The organism is Alphaproteobacteria bacterium, from assembly GCA_016722515.1.
In the GTDB taxonomy this organism is placed as follows: Bacteria; Pseudomonadota; Alphaproteobacteria; order Rickettsiales; family JADKJE01; genus JADKJE01.
The window spans coordinates 963,792-979,608 of sequence record JADKJE010000001.1; the positions used below are offsets into that span (position 1 = coordinate 963,792).

The window sequence follows — 15,817 nt, forward strand, 5'->3', positions numbered from 1 at the left end:
CTCTACCACAGGGCCGACTCCTCCAACCTTTCCTGTGAAAAAAGGGATAACCCCTCTTCAAATCGATAGACCCTCTCCGCTGGGAAAATAATAGAGATCGTGGTTCCCTCATTACGGGCGCTTTCAATCTGCATCGTCCCCCCATGAAGCTCCGTAAACATTTTACATAACGACAAACCAAGCCCGGTTCCCTCTTGATGGAACATATCGCTGCCTACCTGCTCAAAGGCTGACAACGCCTTGGGGATATCGGCCGGATCAATGCCCACGCCGTTATCAGACACGATCACGACATAATTGCTATCCATATCAATCTTGGCCTTGATCGTAACCCAACCACCCGATTTAGTGAATTTGATGGCATTGGTGAGTAAGTTAATAAGAATTTGTTTGATTTTACGTTCATCGCCTTTAAGCAGTGGCAAATGATGGGGGATATCATCGATAATAGTGATCTTGGCGTTTTTAGCGCGCTGGTCCATCATTCGTAATACTTGCTCGATGACTTCAGGGACATTCACCGTGTCTTCCTGTAAAATAACCTTTCCCGCCTCACCTTTGGAAAATTCCAGGATATCGTTGATGAGTTGCAGTAAATGGTCACCACACATATTAATGTCCTTAACACGCTCTAATTGCTTGTCAGACATTAAACCAAAATATCCTTCCGCCAACATCTGTGAAAAGCCAATAATAGCATTAAGTGGGGTACGTAATTCATGGCTCATCTTCGCCAGAAAATCCGACTTTGCCTGACTAGCGAGTACGGCAGAATGTTGAGATTTTCTCACTTTTTTCATTTGCAGCGACAATTTAAAGAGCAAAATAGAAATAGTGAGAGTAAACAGAAAAAATACGATCAATAACGTCCCGCTATAATGATAATTTAAACCTATATCCTTAAAAATATCCTGATACCCTAATCTAACAATAATATGCAAGGGCAACTTCGAAATGCCCGTGGTGGCCACAATATCGGTAATGCCTGATTTTTTGACAGGCAACATACGTACATTAATAATATCATGACGATCACGGCTGTTATTATGCAGGGCATCTATTTTTCTGAGCAGCTCCTGGCTAATATTGGTCGATGCTTTTTTAAGCAACACGTTATTGTCTGCATCCAGAATCCAAAAATCAGAATGGGTGTAATTACCTAGCAACTCTGATAATTTGGCAAAATAATCATGATCAATAACAACCCCAACCACCCCACCAAACTGACCATCTACTTTATTCATTCGTCTTGATAAAATAAGATCCTGGGCTTTAAACAAACCATCTTTCGTAATGGTGGTTGCGAATGGGTTTTCATCATCTTGATTCTGGTGGTGCGAAAAAAATGCGTGCTGATAAAAATTGAGCGTAACATCACTTGGCAATTTGCGGCCCTGACTGAGAATCATCAATTTTACTTCACCTGATTCATCGGTAATAAACATCGCACGGTAGTGTGGGTATTCTTTTAACCATGACCTGAAATATTCTTCCAGATCCTTTCCTAGCGTCCCACCAAAAAGCATATTGACGTATTGGCGGTCAATTGCGCTACTCAGCAGTTGGTCTGAAGTCATAATACTAAGCTCGAGTTGATTACGCATTAAAACCGCGATACGTTGTGCGTCTTGCTTGCCCTTGTTTAAATCATCTTCTTGTAAGCGCTGATCATAGAGATACACATAGAAAGCAACCAATAGCAGAATAATAATGCTAAAGCCTATGCCAATATGCGCAAAAAAGCCTTTATCTTTTCGAATTTGATTCATAAATTAAGTTGTATATTTCTAACAAACTGTATAAAGTTACAAGCGAAATCGGGAGCAATCCAAGATAGCTTGCTTTGATGTTAAGCGCAACCTAAAGCAATATCAACAGCAACGTTTTTCTACTCTCAATTTACGCCCACATTTTTTAGTTTCTTTTCTATGTTTCCCTCATGGAACATAGAATATTATTTTTTTTGTGGGGTAAAAATGGTATCGCATTGTTTTTCCGTTGCCTTTGAAGGTATTCACGTTGTGTTGGTCGAAGTACAAACACATTTTAATTATTCAAGCTTTAATGACTTTTATATTGTTGGTCTTCCTGACAAAACCGTACGAGAATCAGAACAGCGCATCCGCGCAGCATTTTCAACACTTGGCATGCAAACCATGCTGCCTAATATCACCATTAATTTAGCGCCCGCTTCGTTGCATAAAGCAGGCAGCCATTATGATTTGCCCATTGCCTTAAGCATCTTATGTAAGCTCAATATTATTCCCCGTGAAACCATACAAGACCGCATTATCATGGGTGAATTATCATTGGATGGCCAGATTGTTTCTGTTCCGGGTGTGTTTGCTGCCAGTATGATTGCTAAAGAAAAAAACAAAACATTCATCTGCCCCTACGCTAATGCCGAAGAAGCAACACTGACGAGCAATCAGCAGGTCATAGCAACAGATACGCTTAACTCACTTATTGATTATTTGAATAACCGCAATAGCCTACCTCCATTTTCTTTATCGACGGATCATGTACCAACATCTTTTCAAGACCTCAGTCTGGTCAAAGGACAATCAGCTGCTAAACGTGCGCTGGAAATCGCAGCAGCTGGCAATCATAATCTCTTGATGAAGGGACCTCCAGGATCGGGTAAATCAATGTTGGCTTCGTGCCTTCCGGGTATCCTGCCGCCACTTTCTTCACGCGATAGCCATGAGGTAAACCTAATCGCCAGTATTACCGGCCAACTTAAAAACAACCAATTACTCAAGCATGCTCCGTTCCGCAGCCCACATCATTCCTGTTCTATGGCAGCAATGGTCGGTGGTGGCAAACATGCGCGTGCTGGAGAAATTACATTGGCGCATCGCGGTATTTTATTCCTGGATGAATTTCCCGAATATTCAAAACAGGTATTGGAAGCCCTTCGTCAGCCCATGGAATCTGGAATCATCACGATTTCACGTGCCAATGCCCATTTTACATACCCAGCCATATTTCAACTGATTGCAGCCATGAATCCCTGCCCATGTGGTTATCTGAATGATCCTAACCGCATGTGCCATAAGGCACCTGTCTGTGGAAAGACCTACCTCTCCAAATTATCAGGGCCCATTTTAGATCGGATTGATCTTCATATTGATGTTCCTGAAGTGCCGTTATCGTCACTGAAACACTTATCCCTAGGCGAAACATCAGAACAGGTTCGCCAACGCGTTATTCTGGCACGCGCATGTCAACAACAGCGATACCATCATGATGATATTCAAACCAATAGCCAAGCAGCGATGACTACCATCGAATCACATCTTCACTTAACCGCTGAAGCCCAGCTATTTCTTGATAAAGCCATAGAGCGCTGGAAATTATCTATGCGTGGCTACACGCGCGTATTACGCGTGGCTCGTACTATCGCTGATCTTGAACAACAGGAACAGGTTGAGAAAAAGCATCTAGCAGAAGCATTCTCATACCGCCCACTCCTATGATTTTTTGTACTAACAAAAAACATTATCCTTATAAGGTTGTTGAGAAGAATCCTGTATAGACAGATGGAATGAGATATGTAAAAGCAGCCTCATCCATTATTCTTTATCCAGAAAACCAACAAAAAACGCGCTAAGTCATATGACTTAGCGCGTTTTTTAAAAAGATTTTCAACGCTTTTATGAGCTGAAATAATTTTGGAATTCAACTGGATGAGGGCTTCTTTCTAATTCAGTTACTTCTTCCATTTTAAGTGCAATATACGCATCAATCAATTCATCATTGAAAACACCACCAGCCTTCAAGAAAGCACGGTCTTTATCAAGAGCCTCGAGTGACATATGAAGCGAACGGCTAACGGTAGGAATTTTCTTCAATTCTTTTGCATCTAAATGATAAAGATCTTTATCTGAAGCGTCACCCGGATGGATTTTGTTACGAATACCATCCAAACCTGCCATTAACATAGCAGCAAACGACAAATATGGATTACTTGCAGGATCTGGGAAACGAACCTCGATCCTTTTACCTTTAGTCGAATGCACATGCGGAATACGCACAGATGCAGAGCGGTTAACCGCAGAATAAGCCAACAGAGTTGGCGCTTCATAACCTGGAACCAAGCGTTTATAGCTGTTGGTTGTGGAGTTCGTAAATGCATTGATCGCACGGGCATGTTTAATAATACCGCCGATGTAATACAGTGCCATTTCTGATAAGCCAGCATATTTGTTACCGGCAAATAATGGCTTACCATCTTTCCAGATCGATTGGTGCACGTGCATACCAGACCCATTATCACCGGCTATGGGCTTAGGCATAAAGGTAGCAGCTTTACCATGAACTTGCGCCACGTTGTGGACAACGTATTTATATTTTTGGACATTATCTGCCGTTTGAATTAACGTGCTGAATTTAATACCCAATTCACATTGCGCAGGAGCGACTTCATGGTGATGAAGAACTGGTTGAACCCCTACGGCTTCAAGAACTTCTAACATGTCCGTACGAATTTCTGACAATGAATCAACCGGCATAACTGGGAAATAACCACCTTTCACTTTAGGCCGGTGTCCTAAGTTTGCTTGATGTGGAAATTCTCTACCACTGCTGTAAGGACCCTCTTCAGCTTCTAAATGATAAAATGCTTCATTCATACCGACGTTAAAACGAACATTATCAAAAACAAAAAACTCAAGTTCTGGGCCAAAGAAACAAGCATCACCTAGTTTAGAATCAATCAGATACTGTTCTGCGTTTTTAGCAATATTGCGCGGATCACGATCATAGCCTTTGCCCGTATCTGGATCAATAACATCACAGAAAACAGAAAGTGTAGAACGCGATGCAAACGGATCAATAAACATTGATCTTTGATCAGGCAATAGAATCATGTCTGATTTTTCGATCCCTCTCCATCCTTGGATAGAGGAGCCATCAAACATTAACCCCGATGTAAGCAATTCTTCATCAACTTCACGAATGTCATAGGTCGTATGTTGTAATTTACCTTTAGAGTCAGTAAACAAAAAATCAACATATTTTGCTTCAGATTGTGCAGCAAGCGACAATAACGGATGGTCGGAACGAGACTTTGTTTTTGCAGTTACCGGTTTGGCATCGGCGGATTTGGTAGCAGTTTTTTTCTTTTTTGACATGTCATTTCCTACATTTAGGTGTGATTGCTAAAATATGAGGTAAGCAAATTGTTGGTTTGCCCAGAGTTTAAAGATAAAACGTCTACCGGATAATTGCAAGAACAAATCTGTTAAGAAGCATTGATAAATCAATAAAAAACAACTGTTTTGCTACCATTCAGCAGCACTCTGTTTTCACTATGATATTTAACAGCACGGGCCAACGTACGACATTCAATATCACACCCTAACGCAACCATTTTCTGAGGGTCATGCGTATGATCAACCCGAATAACTTCTTGATCTATAATTGGCCCTTCATCGAGATCGTCAGTCACGTAATGAGCCGTGGCACCAATCAGTTTAACCCCCTTATCATAGGCTTGATGATAAGGCTTTGCCCCCTTAAAACTGGGAAGGAAAGAGTGATGAATATTTATCGCTCTTCCATTCAGCTTAGAACTTAATTCTGGCGATAATATCTGCATGTAGCGCGCTAACACCACCACATCTGCTTTATAATGACCAATTAATTCTAGAACCTTCGATTCTTGCTCATGCTTTGTCTCTTTCGAAACTGGCAAGTGATGAAAAGCAACACCATACCATTGCGTCATTTCAGCTAAATCCTGATGGTTCGAAATCACGGCAGGAATATCAATATTCAAACGCCCAGTCCGTTGACGGTGCAATAAATCATTTAAGCAATGGCTTTCTTTTGACACCATAATCACCATCTTCATACGCATATCGGTTGAACTCAACGTCCATTTCATGGAAAAGCGAGCGGCGATTGCTGCAAATTCTTGGCGGATAGTTACTTCAGTCTGATGTGTTTCTGTTACCTCAAACAAGGTTCGCATGAAAAATGTGCCTGTCGAAGCATCCCCGAATTGTGCCGACTCAAGAATAAAGCCTTTATGCTCCAACAAAAAATTGGCAACTGCAGCAACGATTCCAGCAATATCTGGACATGCCAGGGTAAGAACAAAGCGTTTCAGCATTTATCATACTCCCCTAAAACATGTTCAACAGATCTTTCACCGCATCTTTCTTTTTAGGTTCCTGATCCTGTTTTTGCTCAGGAGTTGGCGCTGTTTCACTAGAACCTTGGGATCCTTGTGTTGCATCCGCTGGTGCTTCTTTTGAGCCACCTAATCCGCCCAAAATACCCGATTTAAGACTTTTTCCTAACCCTTTCGTGGATTCTTTATAACCTTTAAGTGTTTTACCGATATTAGCTGGATCTGCCAGCAAGTCTTTAACCACTTGTTGAGCTATTTCCAATCGAATGTGAGGATCTGCCCAGGGCCCTTCAATGCGCACAGGTACTGTTAATCCTTTGCTTTCTCCTAGTCTTCCCTGCCCTTGCGTAGAAGCAATGAGCGAGGGTTCCGCCAAATAATTAATCCATTCACGTCCCAGATCAATGTCTCCACTTCCCTTAACAAGAATGAAGGGCGATTTTGCCGTCATATCTTCGTTATGGGCAATTCCTTTATGAATAACAAAGCTTGCATGGGCTTCAGAAAAATCAGTTTTAGCGGATTCTTTATCTGAGCTTAAGGGGGCTGTCACGGTTCTAGCTATTTGTGCCAAATTAATGCCCCGGACGAAACCATCTCGTAATGAGAAATGGGCATTGCCCTCGCCGGAAGACATCAGGCTTCCATAAGTCTTTCCAACACCCTTGGTTTGGATCACCGCATCTAAGGTTCCAGAGAAACGATCATTACCCATATAATCTTTGAGTACATTGCCTAAAGCCACATGCTTAATATCCCAATTTTCACTGTAGGAAGGCGTGCTTGCCTGCTGATTGAGGTCGAGATTACCCTTCACCATTCCACCGTAAAAATTAACTTCAGAAAGAACCAGGGACAAAACTTGGTTTTTAATATTCAAGGCTCCACTCACTTTACCGATCTTTAAATTACGATAAATAACACTTCCAGCACTAAAACGAAGTGAACCGTCTACTTTATCAAGCCCTGAAATACGAACTTCTTTTTGTTTCCAATCACCTTCTTTTTCTGCAGATCCTGGTGTAGCTGTGGCAGGTTTGTTGCCCATCAACGTGTCCAAGTTAATGGAATCAGTATGTATATTACCCTGAAAACTGGTTTTCTTGCCTTCTGGAAATTGCGCAGATAGGTCACCATTTAGTGTGATACCTGCCAAACTCAAAGCAAGTGACTTACAAGCAACACGTTCGGCGGCAAGGTGAGCTAAGCATCCCAGAGACAATGGCTTATTCATATCAGGATCTGGTTTATCACTGACGACTAAAAGCCAATTTTTTAATTTAGCAACCGATGGAGAGGAGACATCCAATTTTCCATCTAAGGCTAGTTTTTCCTGAACAATCGTGTTTCCCTCAAATTTCAATTTAAGCAACGGCGATTTAATATCAAGGTTAAGTGGGTAATTTCCTTTATCAGCCAAAATCGAATCTAACGATGATGTTTTCGCGTCCAATTCTAATTTTTGATCATTCCAATCCAAAGAGACATGCGCCTCTAATCCAGAAACGAGTGAATTAGTCACGTTCACATCCAACCCAGAAACGGTGTATATTTTCTTCTTTGTCTTGTCACTGTAATGGATATCCCCATTTTCTATCGTGAATTCGTCAATATCAATGGAAGAGACATTATTATTGTCGCTGTCTTTCTTGTCTTCTTCTTTCGTGCTAAGATCGTTGAAATCCCAATTCACCTTATCATCACTAACCTTAATCAAATGAATGATGGGCTTCACTAATTCAATCTTGGTTATTTTGACTTCTTTGTTTAGCAAAGGCTTTAATTTAACCATTGCCACCAATTGGTCAAAGGTTGCGAATTCTCCTTTTTCAAATCCTGGTGGATTTCCAAGCGTTACATCCTTCATTTTAAGTGCTATCGAAGGAAATACTCTTAAAGATATAGGGCCATTAATATGGAGCTCTCTATGAGTCTTCTCAAGTACGATTTGCTCAATTTTGCCTTTATAGTTGTTAACGTCAACCACAAACGGTACAGCGATAACGACTGCGACGAGAAATAAAATGAAAACACCCGTGAACAAAAAAAACTTTCTCATAACCGACCCTTATCAATGAGCAACAATATTCGCTCAGGTAAGTATACGACAGTTAGGATATTTGTCTAGTTAGCAAATGGCGATTAAAATATGATTATTAGCTATAACTCACAGCAGTGCATGTCGATCTTCAAAGAGAGGACACGTCACCACACCCGTTATTCTTGATTCACCAGTTCACGTAATTCTTTTCCAGCTCTGAAATAGGTGGTTCTATGTTTACCTAGCATCACTTTTTCACCTGTTTTAGGGTTACGCGCTACGCGTTCATCCCTATCACGTGGCACCAAGGTACCAAAGCCACGTAATTCAACTCTACGGCCCTGTTTTAAAGCCGTTTGGATTTCATCAAAAAAAAGATCAACACATGTTTTTAAAACTTTTTCAGATAAATGCGCATACTTGATTTTCAAAGTTCTAATTAACTCCGATTTTGTCATAGATTCCTCATCGACTCATAATACGTTACTGTAACATTGCCCACAATCCCGATCTAAGGGATTGCGAGTTAAATCCGGCGGCAGACGCCATGGATGAAAAAAGCTGATCCATGACCGTTTTTTCTTCATCAAGAGACACTTTCTTAATGTCTATAGTCGCTTCAATCTGCTTCTCCTTCGTTAACCATTCAATGGCCTCACGTTGACCACCAATAGCATCAACCAATTTGAGCTTTACTGCCTGACGACCTGAATAAACCCGACCATCTGCAAGTTTTTTTGTTTCTTCAATTGAAAAATTTCGTGATTGAGCCACATGCTCAACAAATATATTATAGGCATCAAGGATCATGTCATTAACAGCATGCTCAACTTGAGGCGTCATTTTCTCAAAAGGAGAAGGAGAACCCTTTAATTCCGAAGATTTAAAGGTATACATTTTAATACCGATCTTGTCGATAAGCCCCGTTACTTCAGGGGTCTGCATTATCACACCAATTGAACCAGTCATGGTTCCTTCACGAGCGAAGATTCTATCTGCTGCAATCGACACCCAGTAACCACCCGATGCCGCATAGTCACCCATAATGACGACCACAGGCTTTTTAGAACGGACGTATTTTAATTCATTAAATAAATTTTCAGCACCAACAAGCGTACCACCTGGACTATTCACGTAAACCAGCAATGCCTTAGCACTTTTATCATCGGCGATTTCGCCTATCACTTCCTGCCAGTGGGGATTCTCGTAGATAATCCCTTCAATATCGATACGGGCAATGTACGATGTAAGGCCATGTGTCAATCCTCCATCAACCCCATGTTTACCAAAGGGATGAAAGACCATCGCCGCCAAAAAGGCAACTGCTGCGATAGCGACAAAACGCCAGCGCTGCAGTTGCGATTTAAGCTTCATTCGATCGAGAATAGCATCAGCCATTAACACCATACATTACCCTATGCGTAAACTAGGCTTCAGCAGATGCGTCATCAGCACCAGCTGCCGATTTTTTCTTCTCTTTGCTTTTGACTAAAGCCGCACCAAGGATTTCGCCAAGGCTTGCACCACTATCGGTTGAACCATATTCAGCAATTGCTTTTTTATGCTCATCCATTTCTAGGGCTTTAATTGAAACGCCGATTTTGAAGTTATTTTTATCAATCGAGGTTACCTTAGCGTCAACACGGTCTCCCACTGCAAAACGCTCAGGACGTTGATCAACACGGTCACGAGACAAATCTACTTTTTTGATAAAGGCACTGACACCTTCAGAAATTTGCACTTCGATACCTTCGTCATTTACTTCTTTAACAACACAGGTAACGGTAGCACCTTTCTCTACTTTATCAATAGCTCCAGCCATTGGATTATCTGCCAATTGTTTAATACCAAGGCTGATACGCTCTTTATCAACTTCAAGCGCCAATACTTTCACTTCAATTTTTTCGTCTTTCTTGAATTTACGTATTTCTTCTTCTGGATTACCTGACCAGCACACATCAGAAATATGGACAAGTCCATCAATACCGAATTCCAGACCAACAAACAATCCAAATTCAACCACGTTTTTCACTTCGCCTTCAACGACAGTACCTACAGGGTATTTGTTAGCGAATAATTCCCATGGATTTTCCTGAGTTTGTTTAATACCCAGGCTGATACGATGACGCTCAGGATCAATTTCAAGCACTTTTACAGAGACTTCTTCACCGATGCTCAGCAATTTGCGTGGATGAACATTGCTCTTGGTCCAGCTGATTTCAGACACGTGCACAAGGCCTTCAATACCCGCTTCCAGTTCAACAAATGCACCATAATCAGTGATATTGGTGACAATCCCTTTGCAGGTAGAATTTTTCGGATAACGCGCATCAATACCTTGCCAAGGATTACCTTCAAGCTGTTTCATGCCAAGCGAAATACGTTTGGTTTCTTTGTTAAATTTAATAACCTGTACTTTAATGGTTTGTCCGATAGAAAGCACTTCTGATGGATGGTTAATACGGTTCCATGAAATATCGGTAACGTGGAGCAATCCATCGATACTTCCCAGATCAATAAACGCACCATAATCGGTGATATTTTTAACGATACCATCAAGGATTTGATTCTCTTCAATTTCACCCAGAAGCTTGTTACGCTCCTCTTTGCGTGACTCTTCAAGTACAGCACGACGAGACACAACGATATTGCCCTCAGAACGGCTCATTTTAAGAATTTGGAACGGCTGTTCAATTCCCATAAGTGGTGAAATATTTTGAATAGGACGAATATCAACCTGGCTACCAGGCAAGAATGCAACAACGCCACCTAAATCAACCGTAAAGCCACCTTTTACACGTCCAAAAATGACGCCATTAACACTTTCTGCTGCTGCAAATAATTTATCCAGCCTTTCCCACGCCTCTTCGCGCAATGCTTTTTCACGACTAACAACAGTACCACCTTTGCGGCTATCGATATGCTCAAGGAAAACATCAATATCATCGCCCACTTTAAGTTCAGAAAGAGTAGAACCAAATTCTTTAAGAGGCACCTGCGCTTCGGATTTCAATCCGACATCAATGAAGATAACTTTATTGTCTATCGCAACAACGCGACCTTTAACAACCTCGCCTTCTTTGCTTTCTGTTATAAAGCTCTGCTCTAATAATTCTGCAAAATTTTCTGATGATCCAAAATCTTGGGCTTTTGACACTGCCATGCAACACTACTCCGACATTTAGGATGAACATCCTAAACCACTAAAAAGTTAAAACAACAAAGATGGGTAGCATGAATATAACTGCCCATCCTCACACATACGCCTCTGGATTTTACAAGAATATTGCGGCGCTTAAGAAGCCTACCCTTTAAGAAATATTGCCCTGTAAGCTTGAATGAATTAAGGCAACTATTCGCTCAAAAACAGCATCTGCATCCAAGTCAGTTGTGTCGATTACAACCGCCCCTTGCGCCTTCGCCAACGGGGCTACTGCACGACCTTGGTCGCGCACATCCCGTTCTCGTAAATCCTGAAGAACACGTTCATATATAGCCGAATTGTCATTTTGATGCAACTCTTTATATCTTCTCATCGCCCGCGCTTCTAGCGATGCCGTCACAAATAGCTTTATATCACTGTTTGGGCAGACCACCGTGCCGATATCCCTACCATCTAAAATAGCACCAGCACCCGTATACGCAAATTCACGTTGATAAGCCAAAAGCGCAGCTCTTACTTCGGGGATCGCTGCAACTTTTGAAGCCATCTGCCCAACCTCTTCAGAACGCAACAAATGGGATCGTAAATCACTTTCTGTAATGAGTTTCGCTGCCTGTGTTATGTGTTGAACATGGTCAAACGAGACCCCCAGTTGAATAGCTTTAGCCGCAACCGCCCGGTATAAGGAACCCGTATCAAGATAACGTAAATCAAAGTATCGCGCCAAGCGCCTGGCTAAGGTTCCTTTGCCAGAGGCCGCAGGTCCATCGATAGCTACGACAAATGGTTGCCGTACAAAAGGGATTTTTTCCTGGCTCATGAGTCAACCTTATCAATTACAGCCCCCAAGGTCTGCATCAAATGAGTAAAACCAGGAAAACTGGTTTGAATCATTTCAGCTCCATCCACCGTCACTGGTTTTTGTGCAGCCATACCGCATACTAAGAATGACATAGCTATGCGATGGTCGTGATGCGTATTCACTTTTCCTCCCCCTTGCGGCGGTGTTCCGGTTCCTTCAACCACCAATGTATCGTCTTGTATAGCATGTGGAATCTGACACGCTTTCAACCCTTCAGCCACGGCAGTAAGACGGTCGCTTTCTTTGACCCTTAATTCGTGGAGGCCTTTCATGATCGTTCTGCCGTTAGCAAAAGCCGCTGCAATACTAAGAATGGGGTATTCATCAATCATCGATGGGGCTCGTTCAGCTGGAACCTCAATCGCTTTAAGCTGGCTGTAACGAACACGGATATCTGCCACATCTTCCCCGGCCTCTTCTCGTTGATTAAGCCAGGTAATATCTGCACCCATTTCCTGAAGTGAGATGAATAATCCAGTTCGAAGTGGATTCATACCGACACCTTGAATGGTTACATCTGATCCAGGTATGATAAGTGCTGCCACGATGATAAAAGCCGCCGACGAAGGATCACCGGGGACCCTAATACGCTGAGGTTTAAGTTCCGGCTGACCATGAATGGAAATAATCCGTCCTGAACTTGGCTTATGGTCTTCTACGGTCATATCGGCACCAAAGAAACGCATCATTTTTTCTGTATGATCACGGGTTAAAATCGGCTCTATAACGGAAGTAGTGCCAGGAATATTCAGCGCCGCCAGTAAAATAGCTGATTTAACCTGAGCTGATGCAACAGGTAATGTATATTCAATAGGGATAGGCTGAGCAGCCCCTTCCACCATCATTGGGAGCAATCCACCCGTTCTTGCATGAAAGACCGCACCCATTTTTGCCAAAGGCTCACTGACTCGCTTCATTGGACGTTTACGTAAACTAGCATCACCGGTAAAAAAAGTTTTAAATGGATAGGAAGATACCAAGCCCATTAATAGCCGAGCACCCGTACCGCTATTACCCAAATCCAATATATCATTTGGTTCACAAAGGCCGCCAACACCAACACCATCCACATGCCAGATACCATCATCATCGCGCTCAATAACCGCACCTAATTTTTTAAGGGCATCGCCTGTACGCAACACATCGTCGCCTTCGAGCAATCCTTCAATTGTCGAATGGCCAACAGCTTGCGATGCAAAAATAAGAGAGCGGTGGGAAATAGATTTGTCCCCAGGAACTTTCAACATGCCTTCCAGTTTTTTTCCTGGGCTAGAACGCAAATAACATAGTGTAGACAAGTCATGTTTGCTCATAACTCTTTCTCCGGATTTTTCTACATTGGGCTCATCGCCACTGCCGATTAAAACTGACTCAGTCTATTAATCAATGAGACGTTGCCATAATCCCTTAATAACAGAGGGTGCTTTCGCTTTAGAAGGCTGTTTTGCACGACCACCATGTTTTGGAATATTCTGCTCCTGACGTTTTGCAGCAGGCGCATTACGGCGTTTCCCTCTGGGGGCTGCCCTATGTTCAGAATGCCTGACAACAGGAACAAAATCCTCATGGTCATCCCCATCATTATCTGCCCCATCGATTGCCGCTTCTGCAATAGGTTCAGACCAGATACCTTGGGTCAATGGTTCTTTTGGTAATAATCGACTGCGATTCAATTTACGTCTTTCTAATCTAAAATCATCAACGCGGTTGGTATCAAACTCAAGGGTAATACGGCTTTGATATTCATCTTCCAGCATTCTGATTTCATAACGCTTGTTATTAAAAAGATAAAAACCAACCGTAGCGGGGACAAAACCGACAATTTCACACGCTTCACCTTTGGAAATTTCCGCCTTAACTGAACGCAGGAACATAGCCGCCACCGTAGATGGCGCCATAACCCGTCCATTACCTTTGCAATGTGGGCACGTAATGGTGTTCGTTTCAATAAAGCTCGGACGCAAACGCTGACGCGACATTTCAAGCAGACCAAATGAACTGATGCGTCCAATTTGGATACGCGCCCTATCCTGCTGTAAGGAATCACGCAATACACGCTCGACAGAGCGTCGATTTTTAGATTCCATCATATCAATGAAATCCACAACTATCAGTCCCGATTGATCACGCAGGCGTAATTGTCGTGCCACTTCCTGAGCAGCCTCAAGATTGGTTTTAAGCGCTGTCTCTTCAACATTCCGTTCAGACGTTGATTTACCTGAGTTTACGTCAATAGCCGTTAACGCTTCTGTCTGATTGATAACCAGATAACCGCCCGATGGTAATGGCGCGTTATTTTCAAAAAACGAATTCATCTGTTGTTCGATGTGATAACGCGTAAAAATAGGGACTTTACCTTTATACAGCTTCACCCGCGATAACGTTGAAGGCATAATAATTCTAGCAAACTCATGCGCTGCTTTATAGGCTTCTTCACCTTCGATGAGAATTTCGTCAACATCATCATCACATAGATCACGGATAGCGCGTTTGATCAAATCCCCTTCCGCATGGATGAAAGCAGGAGCAGATGACGAAATCGTATGCTCCACAATATTTTCCCACAGGCGCGACAAATATTCATAGTCTCGGCGCAATTCTTGTTCTGTTTTGCTGGCTCCGGCAGTCCTGATAATGATACTACCTTCTTCCTTAATATTCACGTTTTGCAGCACCGATTTTAAATAACGACGCTCTTCTGGATTAGATATCCGGCGCGAAACACCGCCTTGACGCGGACTGTTTGGCTTGAAAACACAACATCTGCCAGCCAACGAAATAAAGGTGGTTAATGTAGCTCCTTTATTGCCGCGCTCTTCTTTGAGAACCTGAACCAACACGACTTGATTGCGCTTTACGACTTCCTGAATTTTATAACGACGAAGAATTTGCGAACGCTTAAAAACAGCCCTACCGCCCTCTTCTTCACCTTCGCCATCATCACCAGAATCAGATTCACGAGCGCTTTCATCTTCAGCAATGGATTCTTCAGCATGATCGGCATGGTAATCATCACCAGCTGCTGGCGAATCAGACAGATTTTCAACACCAAGTGGCGGATGATTGTCATGCGAATCATCATCGTCATCAAATGAAGATGAGCCAATCGCTTCGCTCAGCAATTCCTCTTTATCCTCCACGGGAATTTGATAATAATTAGGATGTATTTCAGAAAAGGGAAGGAAGCCATGCTTATCTTCACCATATTCAACGAAAGCAGCCTGAAGTGATGGCTCAACCCGCGTTATTTTTCCAAGATATACATTTCCTTTTGACTGCTTTTTAGCAGCCGTCTCATAATCAAAATTCTCTATGCGGTTGTTATCGGCGATGACAACCCTGGTTTCATTAGGATAGATAGCATCAACAAGAATTCGTTTTGCCATAAGTTATCTCCATAGCTGGAAAATCTGCCGGAAAACATCAGATGTCCTCCACCAGCAAGCAGCCATCTGGCAAACGCTACAGGGCCAACTCTTTTACCGCACTCTATAACCGACGTGTGTTTATTCACAGACATATGCGCTACTTTTGTTGTCACTGTGTCCGGCACCTGAAATCGCACCAAATCACACTGCTTTAAATTTTTAGACCAATGCCACACATTGCTGC

General features: G+C 42.4%; 11 protein-coding genes. 1 reads left to right on the top strand and 10 read right to left on the bottom strand.

Translation table 11 applies throughout. The features are described 5' to 3' along the window. Positions 1–2 precede the first annotated feature (2 nt). Entirely contained in the window at positions 3–1,769 is a 1,767-nt protein-coding gene (locus IPP74_04460; protein MBL0318530.1) for a sensor histidine kinase, read from the bottom strand. Between the two features lie 207 nt (positions 1,770–1,976). Between IPP74_04460 and IPP74_04465 the strand changes: the two genes are divergently transcribed. Continuing rightward, on the top strand, positions 1,977–3,479 hold the full coding sequence (locus tag IPP74_04465; GenBank protein MBL0318531.1) for a YifB family Mg chelatase-like AAA ATPase: 1,503 nt from the start codon (positions 1,977–1,979) through the stop codon (positions 3,477–3,479). A 177-nt stretch (positions 3,480–3,656) separates the two neighbouring features. Here IPP74_04465 and glnA read toward each other — a convergent pair whose 3' ends face one another. The 9 genes from glnA to IPP74_04510 all read right to left on the bottom strand — a co-directional run bounded on the left by glnA (position 3,657) and on the right by IPP74_04510 (position 15,591). Further along, complete coding sequence (gene glnA, locus IPP74_04470) at positions 3,657–5,135, bottom strand: type I glutamate--ammonia ligase (GenBank protein ID MBL0318532.1); 1,479 nt, start codon at positions 5,133–5,135, stop codon at positions 3,657–3,659. A gap of 128 nt (positions 5,136–5,263) precedes the next feature. After that, positions 5,264–6,118, bottom strand: a complete 855-nt coding sequence (gene purU, locus IPP74_04475) for a formyltetrahydrofolate deformylase (protein MBL0318533.1) — start codon at positions 6,116–6,118, stop codon at positions 5,264–5,266. A 13-nt stretch (positions 6,119–6,131) separates the two neighbouring features. Next, entirely contained in the window at positions 6,132–8,198 is a 2,067-nt protein-coding gene (locus IPP74_04480; protein MBL0318534.1) for an AsmA family protein, read from the bottom strand. 158 nt (positions 8,199–8,356) lie between these two features. Then, entirely contained in the window at positions 8,357–8,638 is a 282-nt protein-coding gene (locus IPP74_04485; protein MBL0318535.1) for an integration host factor subunit beta, read from the bottom strand. Between the two features lie 25 nt (positions 8,639–8,663). Then, positions 8,664–9,587, bottom strand: a complete 924-nt coding sequence (gene sppA / locus IPP74_04490) for a signal peptide peptidase SppA (protein ID MBL0318536.1) — start codon at positions 9,585–9,587, stop codon at positions 8,664–8,666. Positions 9,588–9,606: 19 nt separating this feature from the next. Next, entirely contained in the window at positions 9,607–11,343 is a 1,737-nt protein-coding gene (locus IPP74_04495) for a 30S ribosomal protein S1 (protein ID MBL0318537.1), read from the bottom strand. 148 nt (positions 11,344–11,491) lie between these two features. Continuing rightward, complete coding sequence (locus IPP74_04500) at positions 11,492–12,163, bottom strand: (d)CMP kinase (GenBank protein MBL0318538.1); 672 nt, start codon at positions 12,161–12,163, stop codon at positions 11,492–11,494. Then, positions 12,160–13,518 (bottom strand): 3-phosphoshikimate 1-carboxyvinyltransferase, encoded by a 1,359-nt coding sequence (gene aroA / locus IPP74_04505; GenBank protein ID MBL0318539.1) that lies wholly within the window; start codon positions 13,516–13,518, stop codon positions 12,160–12,162. The genes IPP74_04500 and aroA overlap by 4 nt, the downstream gene beginning before the upstream one ends. Positions 13,519–13,584: 66 nt before the next feature. Then, on the bottom strand, positions 13,585–15,591 hold the full coding sequence (locus tag IPP74_04510) for an Rne/Rng family ribonuclease (protein MBL0318540.1): 2,007 nt from the start codon (positions 15,589–15,591) through the stop codon (positions 13,585–13,587). Positions 15,592–15,817 lie beyond the last annotated feature (226 nt).

Bases quoted from the DNA above. Each gene is read 5' to 3' on its own strand.
- IPP74_04460 (MBL0318530.1), bottom strand. From the start codon at position 1,769: ATGAATCAAATTCGAAAAGATAAAGGCTTTTTTGCGCATATTGGCATA.
- IPP74_04465 (MBL0318531.1), top strand. From the start codon at position 1,977: ATGGTATCGCATTGTTTTTCCGTTGCCTTTGAAGGTATTCACGTTGTG.
- glnA (MBL0318532.1), bottom strand. From the start codon at position 5,135: ATGTCAAAAAAGAAAAAAACTGCTACCAAATCCGCCGATGCCAAACCG.
- purU (MBL0318533.1), bottom strand. From the start codon at position 6,118: ATGCTGAAACGCTTTGTTCTTACCCTGGCATGTCCAGATATTGCTGGA.
- IPP74_04480 (MBL0318534.1), bottom strand. From the start codon at position 8,198: ATGAGAAAGTTTTTTTTGTTCACGGGTGTTTTCATTTTATTTCTCGTC.
- IPP74_04485 (MBL0318535.1), bottom strand. From the start codon at position 8,638: ATGACAAAATCGGAGTTAATTAGAACTTTGAAAATCAAGTATGCGCAT.
- sppA (MBL0318536.1), bottom strand. From the start codon at position 9,587: ATGGTGTTAATGGCTGATGCTATTCTCGATCGAATGAAGCTTAAATCG.
- IPP74_04495 (MBL0318537.1), bottom strand. From the start codon at position 11,343: ATGGCAGTGTCAAAAGCCCAAGATTTTGGATCATCAGAAAATTTTGCA.
- IPP74_04500 (MBL0318538.1), bottom strand. From the start codon at position 12,163: ATGAGCCAGGAAAAAATCCCTTTTGTACGGCAACCATTTGTCGTAGCT.
- aroA (MBL0318539.1), bottom strand. From the start codon at position 13,518: ATGAGCAAACATGACTTGTCTACACTATGTTATTTGCGTTCTAGCCCA.
- IPP74_04510 (MBL0318540.1), bottom strand. From the start codon at position 15,591: ATGGCAAAACGAATTCTTGTTGATGCTATCTATCCTAATGAAACCAGG.